The following is a 21798-nucleotide window of genomic DNA, read 5'->3' on the forward strand; positions in this document are numbered from 1 at the left end:
GGCGCTTGAAGATGCGCGACACGGGCGCCACGGCGTCGCGTCGGCGGTGCCCCCTACGCTGAGCGCATGGTGAATCCGACCAGGGGTGTGCTGTATCCCGCGCGATTGCCGCAGTTCCACCGCCTGCCCGCTCCGCCCGAGGTCCGGCACCTCGTGGCGTGGTTCTGGATCCCGGAGTGGGACATCGAGCCCGGACGCTCCTCCCGGCAGGAGGTGGTGTCGTATCCGGCGCTCAACCTCGTGGTCGAGCCCGACGCCGTTACGCTGTCCGGCGCGACCACCCGCCTGTTCCACCGCGACCTGAGCGGGCGCGGCTGGGCCGTCGGCGCCCTCCTGCGTCCGGCCGCGGTGCCCGCGCTCGAGCCCGATCCGGCAGCCCTCGTCGACACCGCCCGCGCGGTCGCGGCACCGGAGCTGCACGACGGGGTGTCGGCGGCGATGTCGACGGGGGAGGGGCACCGGGAGCGCGCGGTCGCGGCGTTCTCCCGCTGGCTCGTGGCGAACGCGCCGGCGGACGACGACGATGCCCGAGGCGCGAACGCCGTGTTCGACGCCCTGTTCGGCGACGGGGCGGCGCTGACCCCCGAGGAGGCCGCGACGCGCCTGGCGGTGTCGGTGCGCACCCTGCAGCGCCTCACCCGACGGCACGTGGGGCTGTCGCCCGCGGCCATGATCCGTCGCCGACGGTTGCAGGAGGCCGCGCAGCGCGTGCGCGATGAGCCCGCGGTCGACCTGGCGTCGCTCGCGGCCGAGCTCGGGTACGCCGACCACGCGCATCTGACCCGGGACTTCCGGGCCGTGCTGGGCATCGCTCCGCGGGGCTACCGTTCCGCGCTGCGGGAGTGATCGGCGCGCCGTTCGAGCCGCAGCCGCACGAGTCGATAGGCCACCCCGGCGACGACCACGGCCGTTCCGATGAGGGACGCCGCCACGGGCAGCGTGTTCACGAGCACCAGGCAGCCGAGCGCGCCGACCACCTGGAGCGCGCGCGGCGACCGTCGGGCGGCACCGCGCTGACGGAAGGCCGCGGCATTGGCGATCAGGTAGTAGAGCAGCACCCCGAACGAGGAGAAGCCGATCGCGGTGCGCAGGTCGGCCGTCAGCACCAGCGCGATCACGAGCGCCGCGAGCACGAGTTCCGCGCGCTGGGGCACCTGATGCCGGGCGTCGATGCGGGACAGGAACCGCGGCAGGTCGCCCTCCCTGGCCATCGCGAGCACCGTGCGTCCGATGCCGGTGAGCAGCGCCAGGAGTGCCCCGAGGGACGCGGCCGCCGCGGCGATCCGCACCAGGGGCGTCGCCCACGACCAGCCGGCGGCGACGAGCACGTCCGCCAGCGGCGCGGTCGCGCCCTGCACATCGGCGCCGAGCACCAGCACCACGGTGAGGCCGACCAGCGCATAGACGACCACGGCGCCGCCGAGGGCCAGGGCGATCGCGCGGGGGATCGTGCGCGCGGGGTCGGTGACCTCCTCGCCCATCGTCGCGATCCGGGCGTAGCCGGCGAATGCGAAGAACAGCAGCCCGGCTCCCTGGAGCACGCCGTACGCGGTCGCGTCGGGCAGCGGGGCGGGGGTCGAGGTGGGAGCGGCGCCGAGCCCGAGGATCACCACGACCGCGAGGCCGAGCAGGGAGCAGGCGACGAGGATCCGGGTCAGCAGCGCGGTGCGGGTGACGCCGAAGCAGTTGACGACCGCGAGCGCCGCGACGGCGAGCACCGCGACCGGCGTCTGCCAGGCGGGCGGGACGGCGTAGGCGGCGAACGTCATCGCCATGGCCGCGCAGCTCGCGATCTTGCCGATCACGAAGCTCCAGCCGGCGACGAAGCCCCACCACGGGCCGATCTCGGCGCGCGCGTAGGCGTACGTGCCGCCCGCGACCGGGTGGACGGCGGCGAGCTGTGCCGACGCGGTGGCGTTGCAGTAGGCCACGACGGCGGCGATCGCGAGGGCGATCAGGATGCCGCTGCCCGCGACGCCGATGGCCGGGGCCCACACGGCGAACACGCCGGCGCCGATCATCGAGCCGAGGCCGATCGCGACGGCGTCGGCGAGGGTCAGGCGTCGGGCGAGGGGCACGCGGCCATCGTCCCACGTGCCGGTGAACGGCCGGTGTCGCGTCAGCGGCGGGCGGCGGTGACGCGCTTCTTCTCGCGGATGTACACCTGGCGCCGCACCCTCGCCACGGTGTCGCCGTCGCGGTCGGTGATCACGGTCTCGAACCACTCGAGCACCTTGCCGCCGCCGTGGGCGCGCTGCCGCAGCTCCTCCGCCTTCTCCCGCGGCACCGAGAACTCGGCCGTGAGCACGCCGCGTCCCGGCTTGATGAACTCGATCTCGCCGCGGGTGTCCCACACCACGTAGTCGCGCCCGAGCTGGTGCATCACGAGCATGAAGAAGTACGGGTCGGTCATGGCCGACATGGAGCCGCCGAACGCCGTCTTGACGTAGTTGCGGGTGAAGACGTTGACGTGCAGCTCGACGGTCGCGTGGGTCCAGTCCTCGCTGAACCGGCGCACGCGGATGCCGCTGAACAGGTTCGGGATCCACAGGCTCATGCCGACCGCGAGGCGGCGGGGGGTGATGCGCATGAGGTCAGTGTGGAGGATGCGGCGGCGACCGGCGAAGACGTCTGGAGGGTTGGCACAGTTGTTCTAGTTGACATAGAATAAGTAGCGATAGGAGGTCGCCATGCTGATCCGCGTCGACGTCGACAGTCCGCACGCGCTGTACGACCAGGTCGCCGCGTCCATCCGGGCGGACATCCTGGCGGGCGCGCTCACTCCGGGCGACCGGCTGCCCGCGGCGCGCGACGTCGCGACTGCGCTCGACATCAACCAGCACACGGTGCTGCACGCCTACCAGCGGCTGCGCGACGAGGGTCTCGTCGACCTCCGGCGCGGCAGGGGCGCGGTGATCGCGGCCTCTGCGGCCCCGCTGGTCGAGCTCGCGCACGAGATCGACGGACTCGTCCGTCGTGCCGCCGCGGTGGGGGTCTCCGCCGAGACGCTCGCCGGCATCGTCCGCACCCACCGCGCTCCCGTCGACGACCGGAGCGCCCGCGCCGCACAGCGGACCACACCGCGCACCACACCGCGCACCACACCGCGCACCACACCGCGCACCACAGAGGAGGATTCGCCATGACGACCCACGACCTCACCCGCACGCCGCCCGCGCTGCTGCGGCGGGCGCGCCTCCTCTTCGTCCTGGTCGCGGTCGCCGTACCCGTGGTCATCACGGCCATCGCCGCCGCGGTGCTGCTGTCCTGGCTGCCCTCGCTCCCCGGCACCGTCGCGGTGCACTGGGGTCTCGACGGCGCCGACCGCTTCGGTGCCCCGATCGTCTACCTCTGGCTGCTCCTCGGTGTCGGGCTCGGCCTCCCGCTCCTGATGGCCGCGACCACGCTCGCCGCGGTGGCTGCGCACTGGGGCGGAGCCGCCCGGCTGATGGGTGCGCTCGCGGCCGGCATGTCCGGGTTCGCGGCGGTGCTGAGCCTCGGGTCGCTGTGGATCCAGCGCGACCTCGCGTCGATCGCCGAGGTCCCGGGCATCGGCGTCATGACGGCGCTCGCGTTCGCCGCTCTCCTCGTCACCGGAGGTGTCGCCTGGCTCATTCAGCCCAGGGTGAGGCCCGAGCCCGGGCGCACGCTCGAGCCGCGGCACGTCGTGCGGGTGGCCGACGGGGAACGGGTGGTCTGGGTGGGCACCACGACCATGCCCCGCGGGGCCCTGGCCTTCCTTCTGGTCGTCCTCCTCGGGCTGACCGCGCTGGCGGTGTGGATGCTCGCGGGCGGCATCACCGGGGCGTGGATCGCGGTCCTGGTGACCGTGGTGGTGGCGTTCGCCGTGGCCGCGACGGCGTCGTTCCGGGTCCGTGTGACACCCGAGGGCCTCACGGCGCAGGCTCCGCTCGGCTGGCCGCGTCAGCGCATCCCGGTCGACCGCATCGTGTCCGCGCGAGCCGTGACCGTCTCGCCGTTCGGGGAGTTCGGCGGATGGGGGTGGCGCTTCTCGCCGGACGGCCGCAGCGGCATCGTGATGCGACAGGGCTCCGCGATCGAGGTGGCGCGCCGCGACCACGGACCGTTCATCGTGACGATCGACGGGGCGGCGGAGGCCGCGGCACTGCTGCAGGCCTACGTCGATCAGGCCGCCGCGCGGACGGACCACGGGGGAGGGCCCGACGGGGCGACCGAGAGGAGTGGACGATGACCGTCGACGACACGACGCGCGACGCGGAGGGAGCCGTGACGCGCGTGCCGTGGGCCGCGGTGCTCGTGTTCATCGCGACAGCCTGCGGGCTCGCCTGGCTGGTCGCCCTGCCGCTCTGGCTGGGTGCGGGGCTCGCTGAGCCGATCTCGACGCTCCTGCTGCCGGCCATGATGCTGACGCCCGCCCTCGCGACGCTGCTCGTGGTGTTCGTGATGCGGGTGCCCAGGCCGGGTGCGCGCCTGGGCTTCCTGGGGCTCTGGCCGCTGCGCCCGGCGAAGCGCGTCGTGTGGCTCCTGGTCGCGGCGTGGCTGATCCCCCCGCTGCTGGTGGCGCTCGGCATCCTGGTCTCCGCCGCCCTCGGCTGGGTGCGGCTCGACCCGACGTCCGGGGCGTTCGCGGCCGAGCTGGCACGGGCGCTCCCCGCCGGCACGCCGATGCCGCCGGTCGAGGTCGTGGTGTTCGCGCAGCTCGCGATGATCCCGCTCGGCGCGCTGGTCAACGCGGGGTTCGCGTTCGGTGAGGAACTGGGGTGGCGCGGGTGGCTGCTGCCCGCCCTGCGTCCGCTGGGCACCTGGCCGGCACTGCTGCTCAGCGGTGTCATCTGGGGTCTCTGGCACAGTCCGGTGATCCTGCTCGGCTACAACTTCGGTCGCACCGACGTCACCGGCGTGCTGTTCATGGTCGGCGGGTGCGTCGCGTGGGGTGTGCTGTTCGGCTGGCTGCGCCTGCGCTCCGGGTCGGTGTGGCCGGCGGTCGTCGCGCACGGTTCGCTGAACGCCGCGGCCGGGATGGTGGTGCTGTTCGCCGCGACACAGCCCGACCTCGCGCTGGCGGGACCGCTGGGTGTCGCGGCCTGGCTGGTCGCGGCGGTGGTGATCCTCGTGCTGCTGCTGACCGGGCAGTTCCGGGTGCAGCCGCCGCTCGCGCCGCGGCGAGCCGGAGCAGCGGCGGCGACGCTTGACGCGCCGCGTGCGCCGGGGGTTGGCTGAGCGCATGGACTCCACCCCCGCCGCCTGGGCCGACGCCGACACCTTCCTCGCCGAGCAGCTCCTGGAGCCCGATCCCGCGCTCGACGCGGCGCTCGCCGCCCAACGGGCCGCCGGGCTGCCCGAGATCGAGGTCGCGCCCCTGGCGGGCAAGCTGCTGAACCTGCTGGTGCGGTTGAGCGGGGCGCGGCGGGTGCTGGAGATCGGCACACTCGGCGGCTACTCCACGATCTGGCTCGCACGCGCCGTGGGAGAGGAGGGACGGGTCGTGACGGTCGAGGCCGAGGCGGACAACGCCGCGGTGGCCAGGGCGAGCCTCGATGCGGCCGGTGTCGGCGAACGGGTGGACATCCGCATCGGCCGCGGCGCCGACGTGCTCCCGACGCTGGTGGGCGGGTTCGACCTGGTGTTCATCGACGCCGACAAGGAGTCCAACACCGTGTACCTGGACTGGGCCGCGCGGCTCGGTCATCCCGGCACCGTGGTCGTGCTCGACAACATCGGCCGCGACGGTGAGATCGTGCGCGAGGACTCGACCGATCCGAAGGTCATCGGCACCAGGGAGGGCCTGCGGATGCTGGGGGAGGACCCGCGGTTCGATGCGACCGCGCTGCAGACCGTGGGGCTGAAGGGCTGGGACGGCGTCGCACTGGCCCTCGTGGTCTGACCCGGCCCGCGCGCGGCATCCACCCGGCGCCGCCTGTCACCCCGGCGCCGTCCGAGCCCGGGGCTAGACTGGGGCGCGGATCGACGACGCTCCACACAACCTTTTCCCTGAGCAAGGAGCACATCAGTGGCACTGATCGAGGCTGTAGGCGCACGCGAGATTCTCGACTCGCGCGGAAACCCGACCGTCGAGGTGGAGGTGCTCCTCGACGACGGCATCGTGCAGCGTGCGGCCGTGCCGTCCGGTGCGTCGACCGGCGCCTTCGAGGCGTACGAGCTGCGCGACGGCGACAAGAGCCGCTACGGGGGCAAGGGCGTGCGCAAGGCCGTCGAGGCCGTGATCGACGAGCTCGGCCCGGCGCTCGAGGGCGTGGAGGCGAGCGAGCAGCGCATCGTCGACGAGATCCTGATCGAGGTCGACGGCACCGAGAACAAGAAGCGCGTCGGCGCGAACGCCATCCTCGGCGTCAGCCTTGCGGTCGCGAAGGCCGCCGCCGACTCCGCAGACCTCCCGCTGTTCCGCTACCTGGGCGGCCCCAACGCGCACGTGCTGCCCGTGCCGCTGTTCAACGTGATCAACGGCGGCGAGCACGCCGACAACGGCATCGACATGCAGGAGTTCTTCCTCGCTCCGATCGGCGCCGAGACCTACTCCGAGGCACTGCGCTGGGGCGTCGAGACGTACCACGTGCTGCGTGCCGAGCTGAAGGCCGCCGGCTACGCCACGGGCCTCGGCGACGAGGGCGGCTTCGCCCCCGACCTGCCCAGCAACCGCGAGGGCCTCGACTTCCTGGTCAAGGCCATCGAGAAGGCCGGGTTCACCCCGGGCACCGACATCGCGCTGGGCCTCGACGTCGCCGCCACCGAGTTCTTCAACGACGGCGTGTACCGCCTCGACAACAAGGACTGGGACGCCGCGGCGCTGACCGAGTACTACGTCGGCCTGGTGAACGACTTCCCGATCGTCACCATCGAAGACGCACTCGCCGAAGACGACTGGGACAACTGGAAGCACCTCACCGAGGCGCTCGGCTCGAAGGTGCAGCTGGTCGGCGACGACCTGTTCGTCACCAACCCGCAGCGTCTCGCCGACGGCATCGCCCGCGGCGTGGCCAACTCGCTGCTGGTGAAGGTCAACCAGATCGGCACGCTCACCGAGACGTTCGACGCGGTCAGCCTGGCGCAGCGCTCCGGCTACACGGCCATGCTGTCGCACCGCTCCGGCGAGACGGAGGACACCACGATCGCCGACCTCGTGGTCGCCACGAACGCGGGTCAGATCAAGGCGGGTGCCCCGGCGCGCAGCGAGCGCGTCGCGAAGTACAACCAGCTGCTGCGCATCGAGGAGGAGCTCGGCGACGCCGCGGTCTTCGCCGGCCGCTCTGCGTTCCCGCGCTACCGGGCCTGAGCGCACACACAGTGACAGAGCCGCGTGAGCCGCGGCAGGACGACGCCGCCGAAGCGGCATGACGGAGGAGGAGCCGTGGCACGACGACCGGCTCCTCCTTCGTCGTCGTCGAACGCGTCTCCGCGCCCCGCGACGGCCAAGACCGCACGGCCGGCACCGTCCGCGAAGCCGGGGCGTCGAGCGCCACGGAGCGCGGAGGGCGCCGCGCCGCGGGTGGACGTGCGGGAGTGGGCGTCGGGGATCCGACTGTCCGCGTTCTCTGCGATCATGCTGTCGCTCGTGGTGCTCGGCGCCTGGGTGCTGGTCCCCACGCTCGGGACGTTCATCGACCAGCGGCAGAAGATCGCGGCGCTGGAGGCCTCGGTGCAGGTCAGCGAGGCCGAGATCGCCGCGCTCTCCGCCGAGCGCGATCGGTGGGACGATCCCGCCTACATCACGACCCAGGCGCGCGAGCGCCTGTATTACGTCAAGCCCGGCGAGGTCGTGTACCTGATCGACAACGACCTCGATCCGTCGGCGCTGCCGCGGGAGCAGGAACCGGTGAGCGACACCCTGGAGGAGCGCCCCGCGGACTGGATGCCGCAGCTGCTGCGCACGCTCGTGTCCGCCGGCCTCAGCGACACCGTGGCCGTCACCCGCTGAGCTTCCGCTCCGAGCATCCTCCCTGGAGCCTCCCCTACGCTGGTGTGGTGACGACGCCCCCGTTCCCCGCCCCCACGCCCGCCGAACTCGCCGTCGTGTCCGCGCAGCTCGGCCGCCCCGCGCGGGGAGTGGTCGGGATCGCGGCGCGGTGCCGCTGCGGCAACCCGACGGTGGTCGCCACCACGCCGCGGCTTCCGGACGGGACGCCGTTCCCCACGTTCTACTACCTGACCCATCCCGCGGCGACCGCGGCCATGTCGACGCTCGAGGCCACGCATGTGATGCCGGAGCTCGCCGCTCTGCTGGACGACGATGCGGAGGTCGCCGAGGCGTATCGCGCGGCGCACGACGCGTACCTGGCCGATCGCGCGCAGTTCGGTGAGGTTCCGGAGATCGACGGCATCTCGGCGGGCGGCATGCCCACCCGCGTCAAGTGCCTGCACGCTCTCGCCGGGCACGCCCTCGCGGCCGGCCCCGGTGTGAACCCGATCGGCGACGCGGCGCTCGAGCGCTCGTCGTGGTCGCCCGAGGTCTGCCGCTGCGAGGACCCCGGTGCGGCTGTGCGCGAGGCGGCGCGGTCGGCATGACCGGACGGCGGATGCTGCGCAGCGTGGTCGCCGCCGCCGCGGTGGCGACGACGGTGCTGCTGCTGGGGTCGAGCGCGACGGCGGCGACGCCGCCGCCGATCCCGGACGACCCCGCCGACCCGGTGCGCGCGGCGGAGTACTGGCTCGACGGCGCGCGGATCCGCGAGGCGTGGCAGACGACGCGCGGCGAGGGGACGACCATCGCGGTGATCGACACAGGCATCGGCAAGGTCCCGCAGACCTTCGGCGACGCGGTGGTCGGCGGCACGGACGTCTCCGGCACGGGGACGCCGGATGGACGGACGCCGCTGGGCGCGATCGACGGCAACCACGGGTCCTGGGTGGCGTCCCTCGCCGCCGGTCGCGGCGCCCCCGACGGCACCGGCATGATCGGCGTCGCCCCGGAGGCCAAGCTGCTGTCGGTGTCCGTGGGCTTCGGCGCGGCGGCCGCCGTGCCCTTCACGGAGCAGGTGGCGAAGGCGATGCGGTGGGCGGTGGACAACGGGGCCGACATCATCAATCTCTCCTTCACCACCAACACCCTGGACTGGGACGAGAGCTGGGACGACGCGTTCCTCTACGCGTTCGAGCACGACGTGGTCGTGGTCGTCGCGGCGGGCAACCGGGGGAGCGGCACGAACATCATCGGCGCTCCCGCCACGATCCCCGGTGTGCTCACGGTGGGCGGTGTCGATCAGACGGGCACCGCGAGCATCGAGGCGTCGACGCAGGGCATCACGATCGGGATCTCGGCGCCCAGTGAGGGCCTGCTCGGTGTCTCGGCCGACGGGGAAGTCGTCAAGTGGAACGGCACGAGCGGTGCGGCACCGATCGTGGCGGGGATCGCCGCGCTCATCCGGTCGGCACATCCCGACATCTCCGCGAACGACGTGATCAACCGCATCATCAAGACGGCGATACCCGTACCCGATGCGCAGAAGCCCCGCGATCCGCTCTACGGCTACGGGCTAGTCGATGCTGCCGCGGCGATCTCGGCCACCCTTCCCGCGGTCGACACGAACCCGATGGGCGACCTGGCGGAGTGGATCCGGCTGTTCCGCCGAGCCGAGAGCGAGCCGGCGCCGCAGCCCGAGCTGACCCCGGTCGCCGTGCCTCCGCTTCCCGATGCGGATCAGCCGAGCGAGGCCGGCTCACCGCTGCTTCCCAGCGCCGAATCACTGCGCTACGGTACCCTGCCGCTCGTCGCACTCACGGTGCCTGGTATCCTGATAGCGCTTGGCGTCACCGCAGCTGCCCGGCGCATCCGATCGGCGCGCGTTCCCGTACGCCACAATCCCGACTCCGAGGAGTAGTTCTTCTGTGCCTCAGAACAGCACTGTGCCCAAGATCCTGATCGTCGGCGGGGGCTACGCAGGTTTCTACACCGCGTGGAAGCTCGAGAAGCACCTGCGCAAGGGTGAGGCCGACGTGACCATGGTGGACCCGCTGCCGTACATGACGTACCAGCCGTTCCTTCCCGAGGTCGCCGCCGGTTCGATCGAGGCACGTCACTCGGTGGTCGCGCACCGCCGCCACCTCAAGCGCACGCACGTGCTCACCGCCAAGGTGACCAACATCAACCACGCGCAGAAGACCGCGACGATCACGCCGCCCGTCGGCGAGCCGTACGAGTTCGCGTACGACCAGATCGTGGTCACCGCGGGTGCCGTCTCGCGCACGTTCCCGATCCCGGGCATCGCCGACAACGCGATCGGTCTCAAGACCATCGAAGAGGCCGTGGCGATCCGCGACAAGGTCATGTCGAACTTCGACAAGGCCGCCTCGCTTCCCGCCGGTCCCGAGCGCGACCGTCTGCTGACCGTGGTCGTCGTGGGTGGTGGCTTCGCCGGCATCGAGGTGTTCGCCGAGCTGCGCTCGCTGGCCTCGTCGCTCGTGAGCAAGTACCCGCAGATCCACTTCGAGGACACGCACTTCCACCTGATCGAGGCGATGGGGCGGATCATGCCCGAGGTGTCGCTCAAGACCAGCGAGTGGGTGCTCAAGGACCTCGCGAAGCGCGGCGCCAACGTGCACCTCGACACGCAGGTCACGGGTGCGATCGACGGCAACGTCGAGCTCTCGACGGGCGAGGTCATCCCGACCGACGTGATCGTCTGGACCGCGGGCGTCATGGCCAACCCGACCGTCGTGCGCGGCGGCGACCTGCCGATCGAGGAGCGCGGTCGCATCCAGACCCGCGCCGACCTGCGCGTTGGCACCCCGGAGGCCTTCGTCGAGGGCGCCTGGGCTGCCGGTGACGTCTCGGCCGTGCCCGACCTGTCGGGTGGTGGCGTCGGCGGATTCTGCGTGCCGAACGCGCAGCACGCGGTGCGTCAGGCCAAGCTCCTCGCGAAGAACCTGGTGGCGGTGCTCCGTGGCGAGGCGCCCAAGGAGTACTTCCACAAGAACCTCGGGGCCGTGGCCGGTCTCGGCCTGTACAACGGCGTCTTCCAGTCCGGCAAGATCGCCCTCAAGGGCTTCATCGCCTGGGTCGCGCACCGCGGGTACCACGGACTCGCGATGCCGACGTGGGAGCGCAAGTGGCGCGTGCTGTGGGGCTGGTGGAACAACCTGTGGCTCGGCCGCGACCTGGTCAACCTCGAGACCGTGCAGAACCCGCGCTACGTGTTCGAGGAGTTCGCGGCGCGTCCGCGTCCGGCGGCACCGGCCGACGCGGCCCCGGCGGCTGCTCCGGCGAAGTCGGCTCCGGCCGCGAAGGCGGCTCCCGCCGCGGAGACCCCGGCCGATGTGAAGCCCGCTCCGAAGAAGGCGGCGGCGAAGAAGCCCGCCGCGAAGGCTTCGGCGACAGCGGAGACCGCGCCCGTCAAGTGACGACGACACCGAACGGCCCCGGACGCGAATGCGTGCGGGGCCGTTCTCGTTCCGGGCCGGACGTATGAGGGTGGAGACGTCGCAAGAGTTGGCCACGTAACATGTCAGATTGTACGCTTTCCGGGAGCGTGGACAAGGCCGTGTGGGCGGCCGTGTGGATCGTGCGCGATGCGAGGAGACCAGGTGGCGACGCGGAGTGGGGGTTCGATGCCGACGCTCAGCGTCTCGATCCGCGCCCTGCCGGGGCTCGAGAACCGGGCGGTCGCCCTGGCGCACGAGCTCCGCAGCGCTCCCGTCCAGATCGTCTCCGACGGGATCGAACGGTCGGCGCGTCGCGGTTCCCCGCGTCCCGTCTGGCAGCCCTGGAGCCGCCGGGCGACTCATCATCTCGTGCTCTCGGGTGACGTGGACGCGCATCCGGCGCTTCTCGCTCAGGTCCGCGACGCGGTGAGGCGTCAGCCCGCCGCGGTGCTGAGCTTCTTCTCGGGGTGGGACACCTACGCGTCGCACGCGGTGCGGATCGCTGCCTTCGCCGGGCGGCCGTGGGTCGCCCCGCCGGGGAAGACGGTGTCCGTCGTCGCCACCGTTTTGCCGGTCGCGGTCGCCGCCGAGCTCGCCGCCGCCGACGACAGCGCTCCCGTCGACGATGGGGAAGCGCTGTTCCGAGTCATCCGATCCCGCGGCCTGTCCCACTTCGCCAGCAACCCCAGCCTCGTGCAGGTCGCCGACCTCCGCCCGGATGGCGCGGGGGCGGCGCGAGCAGAGCGCGCGACAGCGTTCCTTCCGACGGCGGAGGCACCGGCGGCGTGGTGGGCAGGGGATCCGCTTCCCACACCGATGCAGATCCCGGCGATCCATGTGAGCGACGGCGAGCCGGTGTCATACGAGGCGCCCCTGGACGGAGATGATCGCTGGCGCATCCGGTCGAGGCGGGCGATCCCCGCTCCGCATTCGCGGCGGCTCACCCGCATCATCCGCGACCGCCTGCTGTGCACCGAGGTCGCCCGCAGCGATCTGCGTGCCGCGGCGTCGCTCCTGGGCGCGGCCTCGGTGCTGTGCGATCAGCTCCTGCTCGCGGCGCGCGCGGGGTCGCCTCCGGAGGGCTTCGGGGAGCTGAGCGCTCGGGAGTCCGCCGGGACGCTCCCCCTCGGGGCGCTGGGACGCACGGTCGCGGCGCTCTCGGAGGACGGCGGGCGCACCGAGGTGCATGCGGCGTTCCTCGCCATCCGCGACGACGTGCTCGAGGTGCTCGACGATCTCGGCTGAGCGGGCAGTGGAGAGGATCCATAGCCCTGCCCGCTAGGGTTTCGAAGTGCAAGGGGAGTACTCCCGTCTGCAGCGTCGTCGTCACTACGGACATGACATCGTGTCCCGGCCCGCTGGCCCTTCCGGGCGGAGGAGACCTTGGCACCCGTTCGCGGGCTGCCCGGAGACCCCTGCCGATGCTGGACGTCGACCCTCCCGGTGGCCCGCCCCACGAAGGGATCACCATGGGAAAGCTCTCCCGACTCATCCGCCTCGCCTCCGACGCGCTCGACACGGGCGGCGCGACATCCTCGCGGCGGCCCGGGGACACGGGGCGGGAGTCCACCGATTGGGGCGGAATGATCCGCGGTGCGGTCGACCAGGTGCGCGGCACCCGCGAGGCCTCGCCGTCTGCCGCACGACCGGGCGACCCGTACGCGCCGCCGCCCGCGCACGACGCGACCGTCCGTCGCGACCAGGACCGGACACGACCCGCGGGGGCCTTCGCGCCGCCGCCCGCACCGCACCACGGCGGATCCGCGCTCTCCCGGCAGGATCGTGCCGCGATCGCCCGGTACGACTACCTGATGCAGACGGCCGATCCTCAGCGCATCGAGCAGCTCCACCGCGAGGCGTTCGCGCGGCTCACCCCACAGCAGCGCGAGGTCGTGGCGGCGCGCATGCAGCAGGAGCTCCCCGCGGGTGAGCGGCCGCGGTCGTCCGCCCCCGACGATCTGGCCAGGGCGGCCGGGCGGGCGGAGGCGATGCGACCGGGACGGATGCGCGGTCTGCTGTCCCGCGCGCGCGGCGTCGGGGCCGGCGGGGCTGCCGTCGCGGCAGGTGGTGCCGCCGTCGGTCTGCTCGGCGTCGTGGCCGGCGGTGCGGTGGTCAGCGCGGTCGCCGCGCCGCTGCTCGACCAGGCCGCATCGCTCGGCGTGGACTTCGGCGCCCTCGCAGAGGGCCTGGACGTCGAGGCGCTGGTATCCGGCGTCGATGTCGAGGCGCTGACGGGCGGCGCCGGGGATCTCCTGGGATCGGCGGGGGACGCGGTGTCCGGCCTCGGAGAGACCGCGACGGGCTGGGGCGACCGCCTGGGCGATCTGGGCGTCCCAGGGATCGGTGACCTGTTCGGGCGCTGACCCTCGGGTCCGGTGCCCCCGCTGGGACTCGAACCCAGACTGAGGCGATTTTAAGTCGCCTGCCTCTGCCATTGGGCTACGGGGGCCGCGTCGCCAGCCTAGCGCCGGCGAACGGCGGCCCCCGCACCCTCTGCGACGCGGTGTCAGGAGGGGTGAACCCGAGTGCGCTCAGGCCGTAGGGTGGGGGAGTGCTCGACCTCACCGATGAACTGAGCCCCGTCCAGGGCGCCGCCGCGGTCGCTCCCGAGTGGGAGGATCCCGGCCGATACTGGCCCCGACTCTCGGCCGCCACGGGCCATCTGCCCGCCCCGGTCGCGGTGATCGACCGGGAGGCCCTCCGCTACAACGCGATGGATCTCCTCGTTCGGTCGGGCGGTCTGCCCATCCGCGTCGCCTCCAAGTCGGTGCGGGTGCGGGAGGTGCTGGATGCCGTACTGCGGCTGCCGGGCTTCCGGGGCATCCTCGCGTTCACGCTGGAGGAGGCGCTGTGGCTCGCCGAGACGCACGACGACATCGTCCTCGGCTACCCGACGGTCGACCGCGCCGCCCTGGAGCGGCTCGTCGCCGATGAGGCCGCGGCCCGACGGATCACCCTCATGGTGGACGATCTGGTGCACCTCGACCTCATCGACAGTGTCGCCGGGCCGGGCTCTCGTCCCGAGCTGCGTGTCGCGATCGACGTCGATGCCTCGTGGCGCTCGCCGCTGCTGGGGCACATCGGCGTGCGGCGTTCGGCCCTGTTCTCCGCGGGTGAGGTGGCCGCGTTCGCGAGGAAGGTCGCGGCCCGTCCCGGGTTCCGGCTCGTCGGCCTGCAGATGTACGACGCGCAGATCGCCGGTCAGGGGGACGACGGGGGTCCGGACGCCCCACTCATCCGTCTCGTGCAGTCGCGCTCGCGGGAGGAGCTGCGCGAGCGCCGGGCGGCGATCGCCGCGGCGGTCAGCGCCGTCGCACCCCTGGAGTTCCTCAACGGAGGCGGCACCGGGTCGCTCGAGTTCTCGGGCAGCGACGAGTCGCTGACCGAGGCGAGCGCGGGAAGCGGGCTGCTCGGCGGGCATCTGTTCGACGGCTACCGCTCGTTCCGCCCGGCCCCGGCCGCCGCGTTCGCGTTCGACGTCGTGCGGCGCCCGGCGGCCGACATCGCGACCGTGCTCGGCGGTGGCTGGATCGCTTCCGGGCCCGCGGTGGCCTCGCGGCAGCCGCTCCCGGTGTGGCCGGCGGATCTCCGCACGCTGCCTCGGGAGGCCGCGGGCGAGGTGCAGACCCCCCTCCGCGGCCCGAACGCCGCGACCCTCGGCGTGGGTGATCGGGTCTGGTTCCGCCACGCGAAGAGCGGCGAGCCGGCCGAGCGGATCGACCGCTATCACCTGGTGTCGGGCGACGAGGTCATCGACGAGCTGCCGACGTACCGCGGCGAGGGGAAGGCGTTCCTGTGACGCGCATCGGCGGCACCTGGCAGAACTGGGGCCGCTCGGCGTCGGTGCGTCCCGTCCGCGTCGAGCGCCCGCGCAGCCCCGAGGGCGTGCAGCGCGCCGTGCGGGCCGCCGCGAAGCAGGGCCTGACGATCAAGGCCGTCGGCGCCGGCCACAGCTTCACCGGGATCGCCGTCGCCCCCGGCGTGCTGCTCGAACTGGACGACCTGCAGGGGCTCGTGTCCGCAGACGCCGCATCCGGACGTGTGAGCCTCCTCGCCGGTACCCGCCTGCACCGGATCCCCGGGCTGCTCGCGCCGTACGGCCTGGCGATGCAGAACCTCGGCGACATCGACCGGCAGTCGATCTCCGGGGCCATCTCGACCGGCACGCACGGAACCGGTGCGACGTTCGGCGGGCTCGCGACCCAGGTCGTCGGCGTCACGCTGATCACGGCCGCGGGCGAGTTCCTCCGGATCGACGAGCAGCACCAGCCCGAGCTTCTGCCCGCGGTAGCCGTGGGTCTCGGGGCCCTGGGCATCATCGTCGAGGTGACGCTGCAGTGCGTCCCGTCGTTCGTCCTGCACGCGGTCGACGAGCCCGTGCCGCTCGACGACGTGCTGTCGTCCGTGCACGAGCGTGTCGCCGCGTCCGACCACTTCGAGTTCTACTGGTTCCCGCACACCGACGTCGCCCTCACCAAGCGGCAGACGCGGCTTCCGGAGTCGACGGTCCGCAAGCCGCTGCCCGTCGTGGGCCGGTGGGTGGACGAGAGTCTGCTCTCCAACGGGGTGTACCGCGTGGTGTGTGCGGCCGGTCAGCTGGTGCCGGCGGCCACGCCGCCGTTCAGCCGCCTGGCCGTCCGGCTCACGGGCGACCGCGAGTACACCGATCTGTCGCACCGGGTGCTCACCCAGAGCCGCACGGTGCGGTTCCGCGAGATGGAGTACGCGATCCCCGCAGACGCGGTCGTCCCCGCCTTCCGCGCGGTGCAGCAGCTGATCGCGGACCGCGGCTGGCGGATCGAGTTCCCGATCGAGGTGCGTTTCGCCGCCGCGGACGACCGCTGGCTCTCCACGGCACACGGGCGCGCCAGCGCGTACATCGCCGTGCATCGCTATTGGCGTGCCGATCCCACGGCGTACTTCGAGGCCGTGGAGCGGATCATGAGGGAGCACGGCGGCCGGCCGCACTGGGGGAAGCTGCACACGCAGGACGCGGAGTCGCTGCGCGCGGTGTACCCGCGGTTCGACGACTTCGTGGGGCTGCGGGACCGGCTCGACCCCGAACGGCGCTTCACCAACCGCTACCTGGACCGGGTGCTCGGCGCGTGATGCGGCCGGCGGCTGACGCGCCCAGTCCACGCGCAGCCTGCGCGTCTAGGATGAGAGAAACACGAGGAAGGGTGGGGCTCTGATGGAATGGCTCGTGCCGGTACTGATCGTCGTCGGGGTGATCCTGCTCGTCGGCATCTATCTCTGGGCCACATACAACTCGCTCGTGCAGCTCAACGTGCGCGTGGACGAGGCGTGGAGCGGCATCACGGTTCAGCTCAAGCGCCGAGCGGACCTCATCCCCAACCTGATCGAGACCGTCAAGGGCTACGCCTCGCACGAGAAGGCCGTGTTCGAGAACGTCACGCGGGCGCGTGCCGAGACCCTCACCGCGAGCGGCCCCGGTGAGGCCGGCATCGCCGAGGGACACCTCCAGCAGGCGCTGCGCAGCCTGTTCGCCGTGGCGGAGGCCTATCCGCAGTTGCAGGCGAGCCAGAACTACCTCCAGCTGCAGCAGTCGCTGGTCGACACGGAAGACAAGATCCAGGCGGCTCGACGCTTCTACAACGGCGGCGTGCGCGAGCTGAACACCAAGATCAAGGTCTTCCCCAACAATCTCTTCGCGAAGGGCCTGGGTTTCACCGAGCGCGAGTTCTTCGAGGTCGCCGACAGCGGCGCGATCTCCGAGCCCCCGCGCGTGCAGTTCTGACGCACGCCCTCACCACACCGTCAGCCGCAGCCCCTCCGCGGTGAACTCGACGTCGCCGCGCAGACTCCAGTCGTCGGTGCGGTAGCTGGTGGTGCGGGGCGCTCCGTCCTGTCCCGTCCCGGTCACGGTGGCGACGAGCACGCCGCCTGCCGCGGTGAAGCCGTGAGTCGTGAGCGTGACGGTGGGCCGCTGCTCGATCCGATACCGGACCTCGCTCACGTCGCGGAACTCGAGCCCCCACGGGAGCCGGATGCCGCAGCCCGGGGGCGGAGAGGGCGCCGGAGTCGTGCACGCCGTCAGGTGGTCGTCGAGGTGCTGTTGCGCGGCCTCCGTGGCCTCGGGCCGAAGGGAGGCGTCCACCTCGACCGCGGTCGTCTCGCCGGGAAGCACCGTGACCTCGCTGGTCCCGTCGAGCAGAGCGGCCGGGGCCGCCGCGACCGCGTAGGTGCCCGGCAGCAGGACGGTGTCGTCGCCGGCGGGGAGCGTCGCTGCGCCGATCGCGACCGCGGTGCCGGCCGTCGTGCTCGGTGTGACCGCACCGAGCCACGAGCCGTCCACGACCCAGCGACCGTTCACCGCGCTCATCGACAGGGTCACGTCGTGCTCCTCACCGCCGAGTCGGAAAGACACCTCGACGCGCCGGTTCTCGCCGGTCCCGTGGGTCCCTGTCACGGCGGGCCGGGCGATGCGTTCGGTCGCCCCATCGAGCGCCGCGAGCGCCGTCGCGCTGACCTCCGCGCCCGTCGCCTCGACCGCTTTCGGGTCGCCCGACTCCACCGCGTGCAGGTAGGCGAGGGCCGCCTCATCCGGTGACGGCGACCGCAGCGACGCGAACACGATCCAGCCTCCAACGGCGGCCACCACGACCGCCGCGGCGATCGCCGCCGCCCACCGGAGGCGCCTGCTCACGCCGCGCCCTCCCGCTCGTGCACGTGCCGCCGCACCGGTGCCCCGTCGCTCGTCGCCAGGGCGTCGTGCAGCGCGGAGGTGGCATCTCCCCAGCCCGACACCGACACGTGCTCGAGCCCCTGCCACGCGGCGGCGAGCCGCAGTTCCCGCGCGATCGCCTCCGCGTCGTCGGGCCGTGCCTGCGGCTCCCACCACGCCGACTGCACCTGCAGCGTGGAGCCGGCGCGCTCGGCCTTGAGGTCGACCCGCGCCACGATGCGGTCGCCCACCAGGACCGGGAGGGAGTAGTAGCCGTAACGGCGCTTGGCCGCCGGCACGTAGATCTCGATGCGGTAGTCGAGCTCGAAGGCGCGGAGCGCGCGCTCGCGGAACCACACCACGGGGTCGAACGGCGTGAGGATCGCGGCCGCCTCGACGCGGCGGGGGAGAACGGCGTCGCGGTGGCGCCACGCGGGGAGCGGGCGACCGGCGCGTTCCCATCCCCGCACGCGCACCGGCAGCACTTCGCCCGCGTCCTCCAGCTCGGCGATCGCCCTGCCGATGGTGGCGCGGTCTCGGATGCGGTAGTAGTCCGCGAGGTCGGATGTGGTCGCCACGCCGCTCGAGCGGGCCGCGCGGCGGATGAGCTCGCGGATCGCGTCGTCGCGGGAGACGTCGCGCGCGCGGATGTGCTCCGGGATGACGTGCTCCGCCAGGGCGTACGTGCGCTCGAAGCCGCGCCGCCCGCTGACGGCCACGTCTCCCGTGCGCCACAGGTGCTCGAGGGCGAGCTTGACCTCGTCCCAGTCCCACCATGTGCCGCGCTCGCGGGGAGCGTCGGCGCGCAGGTCGGCGGGGCGGAGCGGGCCACGGTCGCGCAGTTCCGCCTGCACCCACGCGACCGTGCGGGCGTTGGTGCTGAGCCACGAGTCCTCGCCGGCCCAGCGACGGCGGAACGCGTCCATGCGGAACCGCCAGAGCGGCCAGTCCTCGACCGGGATGAACGTGGCCTCGTGAGCGAGGTACTCGACGTAGTGCGTGGTGCGCGACAGGAAGAGCCGGTCGAGCAGGGCCGGATCGTACGCGCCGAGCCGGGAGAACAGCGGCAGGTAGTGCGACCGGGCGAACACGTTGACCGAGTCGATCTGCAGCACTCCGAGCCGCTCCATCACGCGGTGCAGGTGGCGGTTGGAGACGGCAGCGGGTCGCGCGCGTGTGAACCCCTGCGCGGCGAGTGCCATGCGGCGTGCCTGCGCGGAGCTGAGGGAGTCGGTCACGCGGCCAGCGTAACGCCGGTGTCGGACATCTCTCTCGCGGGTAGATGCGCCGAGCGGCATACCGCATGACCGTAGACTGAGGCGATGAGCGAGGACCAGCGACCCCGGCTGCGCGATCTGTTCCGTCCGCGCCCCGTATCCACCGACCGGACCGTGACCACCGAGGCCGACGAGGCCGTGCCTCTGCCGCTGCGCATCACCGCGAGCTACGCCTGGCGCCTGTTGCTGATCGCGGCGGCTATCGGCGTCTTCATCTGGCTCGTGATGCTGCTGAAGCTCCTCGTCATCCCGCTCATGGTCGCGATCCTCATCACGGCGCTGCTGTGGCCGGCCTTCTCGTGGATGCTGCGGCGTGGCGTGCCGCGCTGGCTCGCGATCGCGATCTCGCTGATCGGCACGGTCGCGATCGTCACGGGTCTCATGTGGCTCGTGGTGTGGCAGGTCAGGGAGCAGCTGCCCGACGTCCAGCAGCGCACCACCGAGGCGTTCAATCAGTTCCAGGTCTGGCTGCACGACGGGCCGCTGAACCTCTCCGACACCCAGATCGCCGACTATCTCCAGCAGGGTCTCGACCTCATCTCCGAACAGGCGCAACTGCTGTGGACCGGCGCACTCGCGATCGGCACGACCGTCGGTCACGTGGCCACGGGCGCGTTGCTGGCGCTGTTCATCCTCATCTGCCTGCTCGCGGACGGCGCCGGCATCTGGCGCTGGACGCTCAAGGTCTTCCCGCGTCGCGCTCGTCCCGCGGTCGACGGGGCCGCGCGCAACGGCTGGGCGACGATCGTCAACTACGCCCGCACGCAGCTGTTCGTGGCGACGATCGACGCGATCGGCATCGGACTCGGCGCGTTCCTGCTCCAGGTGCCGCTCGCGCTTCCGGTCGCCGTGCTCGTCTTCCTCGGCTCGTTCATCCCGATCGTGGGTGCGGTCGTCACCGGCGCCGTCGCGGTGTTCCTCGCGCTCGTCTACAACGGCCCGTGGATCGCGCTGTGGATGCTGGTGGTCGTCCTGGCGGTGCAGCAGATCGAGGGACACATCCTGCAGCCGATCATGATGGGCTCGGCCGTCAAGGTGCACCCGCTCGCCGTCGTGCTCGTGGTCGCGGGTGGCGCGATGATCGCGGGCATCCCCGGCGCCCTGTTCGCCGTACCGCTGGCGGCGTTCGTGAACGTCGCCGCGGTCACCATCAGCTCGGGCTCGTGGCGCACCGGCGTCGGTCCGAGCGGAGACCTGATCTGGAGCACAGTCCCGCGACAGCGGACACGGAGGAATCGATGAGCCAAGTCCCCAGCCTGACCGAGTTCGAGCACGCCGCTCAGAGTCTGGCTGAGGTAATTTCGCACACGCCGACCCTGCCCTCCCGGGCCCTCTCCGACGCCCTCGGCGCTCCCGTGCTGCTGAAGATGGAGAATCTGCAGCGCACCGGGTCGTTCAAGATCCGCGGTGCGGCGTACCGGCTCTCCCGGCTCAGCGCGGAGGAGCGCTCGCGCGGCGTCGTCGCGGCATCGGCGGGCAACCACGCGCAGGGGGTCGCGCTGGCCGCCCAGGCGCTCGGCATCCCCGCCACGATCTTCATGCCGCTGGGCGTGCCGGTTCCCAAGCTCCTCGCCACGCGCGGCTACGGTGCCGAGGTCGTGCTGGAGGGCGAGACGGTGGCGACCTCGCTGCGCCTGGCCGCGGAGTTCTCCGAGCGCACCGGGGCCGTGCTCATCCACCCGTTCGACCACCGCGACGTCGTGATCGGTCAGGGCACGCTCGGCCTCGAACTGCTCGCCGACGCGCCCGAGGTCGACACGGTCGTGCTCGGCATCGGCGGCGGCGGCCTCATCGCGGGCGTCGCGGCGGCGGTCAAGGCGCGCGCGGCGGAGCTCGGCCGCACCGTCCGGGTGATCGGGGTGCAGGCCGAGAACGCCGCTGCCGTGCCGCCGTCGCTGGAGGCGGGGGAGCCGGTCGACATCGTCACGCGGCCGACCATCGCCGACGGGATCCTGGTCGCGCGTCCGGGCGACGTGCCCTTCGGGATCATCCGCGATCTCGTGGACGAGGTCGTGACGGTGTCCGACGACGACCTGGCGCGCGCGATCGTCCTGCTGCTGGAGCAGGCGAAGGTGGTCGTGGAGCCGGCGGGGGCCGCGGGGGTCGCGGCGATCCTCGCGGGCAAGGTGTCGCCGAACGGCACGACCATGGCCGTCCTGTCCGGCGGCAACATCGACCCGCTCCTGCTGCAGCGCGTCGTGGCTCACGGCCTCGCCGCCTCGGGGCGCTACCTCACGATCCGGATCCCTCTGCCGGACCGGCCGGGCCAGCTCGCCCGCGTGTCGGAGCTGATCGCCGAGGCGGGAGCGAACGTCATCGAGGCCATGCACACCCGGCACGGCCACGGTCTCCAGATCAGCGACGTCATCCTCGAGCTGAGCGTGGAGACGCGCGGACCGGAGCACTCCGAGCACACGCTCGACACGCTGCGGCGCGCGGGCTTCGCCCCCCTCGTCGTGCTCGACTGAGCCACCCGCGCAC

Annotated in this window: 21 protein-coding genes and 1 tRNA gene; 17 read left to right on the forward strand and 5 right to left on the reverse strand. The window is 72.4% G+C overall.

Annotated features, from left to right (window positions below; translation table 11 throughout):
- Nucleotides 1-66 precede the first annotated feature (66 nt).
- Nucleotides 67-846, forward strand: a complete 780-nt coding sequence (locus KV394_RS10695) for an AraC family transcriptional regulator (protein ID WP_247981419.1) — start codon at nucleotides 67-69, stop codon at nucleotides 844-846.
- Here the strand turns inward: KV394_RS10695 and KV394_RS10700 are convergent.
- Complete coding sequence (locus tag KV394_RS10700; RefSeq protein WP_282187125.1) at nucleotides 822-2078, reverse strand: APC family permease; 1257 nt, start codon at nucleotides 2076-2078, stop codon at nucleotides 822-824. The genes KV394_RS10695 and KV394_RS10700 overlap by 25 nt on opposite strands.
- Nucleotides 2079-2119: 41 nt before the next feature.
- Complete coding sequence (locus KV394_RS10705) at nucleotides 2120-2590, reverse strand: PaaI family thioesterase (RefSeq protein ID WP_247981420.1); 471 nt, start codon at nucleotides 2588-2590, stop codon at nucleotides 2120-2122.
- A 100-nt stretch (nucleotides 2591-2690) separates the two neighbouring features.
- Here KV394_RS10705 and KV394_RS10710 point away from each other — a divergent pair, with 100 nt between their 5' ends.
- The 11 genes from KV394_RS10710 (at nucleotide 2691) to KV394_RS10760 (ending at nucleotide 13718) form a co-directional block, all read left to right on the forward strand.
- Complete coding sequence (locus KV394_RS10710) at nucleotides 2691-3146, forward strand: GntR family transcriptional regulator (RefSeq protein ID WP_407665440.1); 456 nt, start codon at nucleotides 2691-2693, stop codon at nucleotides 3144-3146.
- Nucleotides 3143-4213 carry a DUF1648 domain-containing protein gene (locus KV394_RS10715; protein WP_247981421.1) on the forward strand — a complete coding sequence of 357 codons (1071 nt, stop codon included), beginning with the start codon at nucleotides 3143-3145 and terminating at the stop codon, nucleotides 4211-4213. Before KV394_RS10710 ends, KV394_RS10715 begins: the two co-directional genes overlap by 4 nt.
- The gene (locus KV394_RS10720; protein ID WP_247981422.1) at nucleotides 4210-5202 is read left to right on the forward strand and encodes a CPBP family intramembrane glutamic endopeptidase; all 993 of its coding nucleotides are present in this window, start codon (nucleotides 4210-4212) and stop codon (nucleotides 5200-5202) included. Before KV394_RS10715 ends, KV394_RS10720 begins: the two co-directional genes overlap by 4 nt.
- A 4-nt stretch (nucleotides 5203-5206) precedes the next feature.
- Nucleotides 5207-5866, forward strand: coding sequence for an O-methyltransferase (locus KV394_RS10725; RefSeq protein ID WP_136046233.1), 660 nt, complete (start codon nucleotides 5207-5209; stop codon nucleotides 5864-5866).
- A gap of 126 nt (nucleotides 5867-5992) precedes the next feature.
- On the forward strand, nucleotides 5993-7273 hold the full coding sequence (gene eno / locus KV394_RS10730; protein WP_136033431.1) for a phosphopyruvate hydratase: 1281 nt from the start codon (nucleotides 5993-5995) through the stop codon (nucleotides 7271-7273).
- Nucleotides 7274-7348: 75 nt separating this feature from the next.
- Entirely contained in the window at nucleotides 7349-7915 is a 567-nt protein-coding gene (locus KV394_RS10735; protein ID WP_240753287.1) for an FtsB family cell division protein, read from the forward strand.
- A gap of 47 nt (nucleotides 7916-7962) precedes the next feature.
- Nucleotides 7963-8502 (forward strand): DUF501 domain-containing protein, encoded by a 540-nt coding sequence (locus KV394_RS10740; RefSeq protein WP_136033433.1) that lies wholly within the window; start codon nucleotides 7963-7965, stop codon nucleotides 8500-8502.
- Nucleotides 8499-9815: a S8 family serine peptidase gene (locus tag KV394_RS10745; protein ID WP_247981423.1), complete on the forward strand. Its 1317-nt coding sequence runs from the start codon at nucleotides 8499-8501 to the stop codon at nucleotides 9813-9815. Before KV394_RS10740 ends, KV394_RS10745 begins: the two co-directional genes overlap by 4 nt.
- A gap of 25 nt (nucleotides 9816-9840) precedes the next feature.
- The gene (locus KV394_RS10750; RefSeq protein WP_136045139.1) at nucleotides 9841-11334 is read left to right on the forward strand and encodes an NAD(P)/FAD-dependent oxidoreductase; all 1494 of its coding nucleotides are present in this window, start codon (nucleotides 9841-9843) and stop codon (nucleotides 11332-11334) included.
- A 207-nt stretch (nucleotides 11335-11541) separates the two neighbouring features.
- Complete coding sequence (locus KV394_RS10755; protein WP_247981424.1) at nucleotides 11542-12600, forward strand: hypothetical protein; 1059 nt, start codon at nucleotides 11542-11544, stop codon at nucleotides 12598-12600.
- Between the two features lie 224 nt (nucleotides 12601-12824).
- A complete protein-coding gene (locus tag KV394_RS10760; protein ID WP_247981425.1) occupies nucleotides 12825-13718 on the forward strand; it encodes a cation-transporting ATPase in 894 nt (297 codons plus the stop codon).
- Nucleotides 13719-13731: 13 nt separating this feature from the next.
- On the opposite strand, the gene KV394_RS10765 is transcribed toward KV394_RS10760, so the two are convergent.
- Nucleotides 13732-13804, reverse strand: a tRNA-Leu gene (locus KV394_RS10765).
- 102 nt (nucleotides 13805-13906) lie between these two features.
- Between KV394_RS10765 and KV394_RS10770 the strand changes: the two genes are divergently transcribed.
- The 3 genes from KV394_RS10770 (at nucleotide 13907) to KV394_RS10780 (ending at nucleotide 17113) form a co-directional block, all read left to right on the forward strand.
- Complete coding sequence (locus tag KV394_RS10770) at nucleotides 13907-15154, forward strand: alanine racemase (RefSeq protein ID WP_247981426.1); 1248 nt, start codon at nucleotides 13907-13909, stop codon at nucleotides 15152-15154.
- Complete coding sequence (locus KV394_RS10775) at nucleotides 15151-16464, forward strand: D-arabinono-1,4-lactone oxidase (protein WP_136044601.1); 1314 nt, start codon at nucleotides 15151-15153, stop codon at nucleotides 16462-16464. Before KV394_RS10770 ends, KV394_RS10775 begins: the two co-directional genes overlap by 4 nt.
- Before the next feature lie 82 nt (nucleotides 16465-16546).
- Nucleotides 16547-17113 carry a LemA family protein gene (locus tag KV394_RS10780; RefSeq protein WP_136033446.1) on the forward strand — a complete coding sequence of 189 codons (567 nt, stop codon included), beginning with the start codon at nucleotides 16547-16549 and terminating at the stop codon, nucleotides 17111-17113.
- A 9-nt stretch (nucleotides 17114-17122) separates the two neighbouring features.
- On the opposite strand, the gene KV394_RS10785 is transcribed toward KV394_RS10780, so the two are convergent.
- Complete coding sequence (locus tag KV394_RS10785; protein WP_136044600.1) at nucleotides 17123-18022, reverse strand: hypothetical protein; 900 nt, start codon at nucleotides 18020-18022, stop codon at nucleotides 17123-17125.
- Nucleotides 18019-19278: a winged helix-turn-helix domain-containing protein gene (locus KV394_RS10790; protein WP_247981427.1), complete on the reverse strand. Its 1260-nt coding sequence runs from the start codon at nucleotides 19276-19278 to the stop codon at nucleotides 18019-18021. The genes KV394_RS10785 and KV394_RS10790 overlap by 4 nt, the downstream gene beginning before the upstream one ends.
- 84 nt (nucleotides 19279-19362) lie before the next feature.
- Here KV394_RS10790 and KV394_RS10795 point away from each other — a divergent pair, with 84 nt between their 5' ends.
- The gene (locus KV394_RS10795; RefSeq protein ID WP_247981428.1) at nucleotides 19363-20559 is read left to right on the forward strand and encodes an AI-2E family transporter; all 1197 of its coding nucleotides are present in this window, start codon (nucleotides 19363-19365) and stop codon (nucleotides 20557-20559) included.
- Nucleotides 20556-21785, forward strand: a complete 1230-nt coding sequence (gene ilvA, locus KV394_RS10800; protein ID WP_136036902.1) for a threonine ammonia-lyase — start codon at nucleotides 20556-20558, stop codon at nucleotides 21783-21785. Before KV394_RS10795 ends, ilvA begins: the two co-directional genes overlap by 4 nt.
- The last annotated feature ends 13 nt before the right edge of the window (nucleotides 21786-21798 follow it).

It is taken from the genome of Microbacterium sufflavum (genome assembly GCF_023101165.1).
In the GTDB taxonomy this organism is placed as follows: domain Bacteria; phylum Actinomycetota; class Actinomycetes; order Actinomycetales; family Microbacteriaceae; genus Microbacterium; species Microbacterium sufflavum.